A 1,481-nucleotide genomic window follows, 5' to 3' on the forward strand; every position below is an offset into this window, starting at 1 on the left:
GCGTGCTTTTGAACATGGGCGAGATGGCTTGACACAGCTTTTGCTTAAACGCTGGGTCAAGTGCGTTGCTGCCCTGTTTGCCAGTGGCGGCAGTGGCGGCAGTGTCGGTGATGAGGGCGGTGTAGAGGTTGTAGGTGAAGTTTTGAATTTCTGGGGTGAAGGCGCTGCTGTAAACGTTACTGGTCATACTCACGACGGTGGAAATGTCCAACTGATTGTCGACCATCCAGGTCAGCACCACCTCGGTTTGACGAATGATGGCAAGGGTTTCCAGCGTCGGTCCACCCGCTACCCGCAGGGCCGTATTTTTGCCCGGGTTGAGTAACTCCCAGAGCTGATTGGCTGCGGTAAAACTCAGACCCAGCATGCGCGGGATCATGGCCAATCGATACAGCTGCGCATAACGTGCCGAACTCATGGTGACGGCACTCATCTTGTCGGCACCGAATGCCAATTGAGCCATTTGCTGCAGTTCATCCGCCGTCACCTGCAGGGCGCTGCAAATGATGGCCGCCTCCTTGCTGCCTGCTGAAGCCGTAAAGTTGAGTGTCGCGTCCAGCGCAAGGGTAATGCCATCAATCGCGGAGGTGAATAACCGCTGATACAGGCTCTGCTCGGATTTACGCGCATAGGTATTCATGTCGCCAATGAAACAGCCGAACTCGTCGAAAGAGATTCCGTACGTGGCCGACAGACGTGTGAATTCAGCAATGGCCCCCAGCACGGGAGTGTCCAGGTATAACGGTCGAGTGGCATGAATGGCCCGGTTCGCATTCAACACCAACCAATCAAGTTCATGAAACTCCAGATCGACCTGCTGCCGAAGGCGGATAAACCGCTGGGCCCGGTCACATAAACGGACCTCGTTAAGGCTGGAGAGGTTGAGTTGCAGCGTCTGGTTATCCGACGTATAGACCAGTAAAGCGTTGGGGGTCGTGGGATCATTGGAGAGATACGTCTGACCATAGGTAACAACTTGAGCAGTCACGTTGGAACCGTAGCGCCAGAAAACAGACGTCATATCCTTATACAAAAGAGTCATTTTAGGCGCGCGAGCCACGACAAAGTCATCGAAATAGTATTCATTACTCCAATCGTCATAGGTTTCAGTCAGCTTGACGGTCGTCGTCGTCGACGCGGCGACAAAGGTGAACTTGACTGTGGCGCCCTCCCAGGTGGCGGTGGTTGCCAAAGAACCAAGTACCGTCGCACCATTCAAGGCCTGGGCTGTGGCCCGACAGGCCTGGTACCTATTGTTATGACCGCCCACCCAAAACTGCACGACATAGGTCTCCCCCACAACCGTGGTCACGTTTTGCTGAATGACACCACCCAAACCATCCGGTTTAGGCCCTCCCTCGAAGGTCATGTGGCCATTGCCGTGGAGATAGACCGTACCACTGGTGTTCCATCCCGTCGCTCCACCAGTAAAGCTACCGTTACTGATGAGGTTCGTGGCATTCGAGGTCACGGTGGCGGTA

The 1,481-nt window shown here is 54.8% G+C and carries 1 pseudogene; it reads right to left on the minus strand.

Annotated elements, in window-relative coordinates:
• Positions 1 to 1,481: pseudogene (locus tag ACIOZM_RS31820) on the minus strand (hypothetical protein); the annotation flags it as partial.

Source organism: Pseudomonas sp. NPDC087346 (assembly GCF_044744235.1).
In the GTDB taxonomy this organism is placed as follows: domain Bacteria; phylum Pseudomonadota; class Gammaproteobacteria; order Pseudomonadales; family Pseudomonadaceae; genus Aquipseudomonas.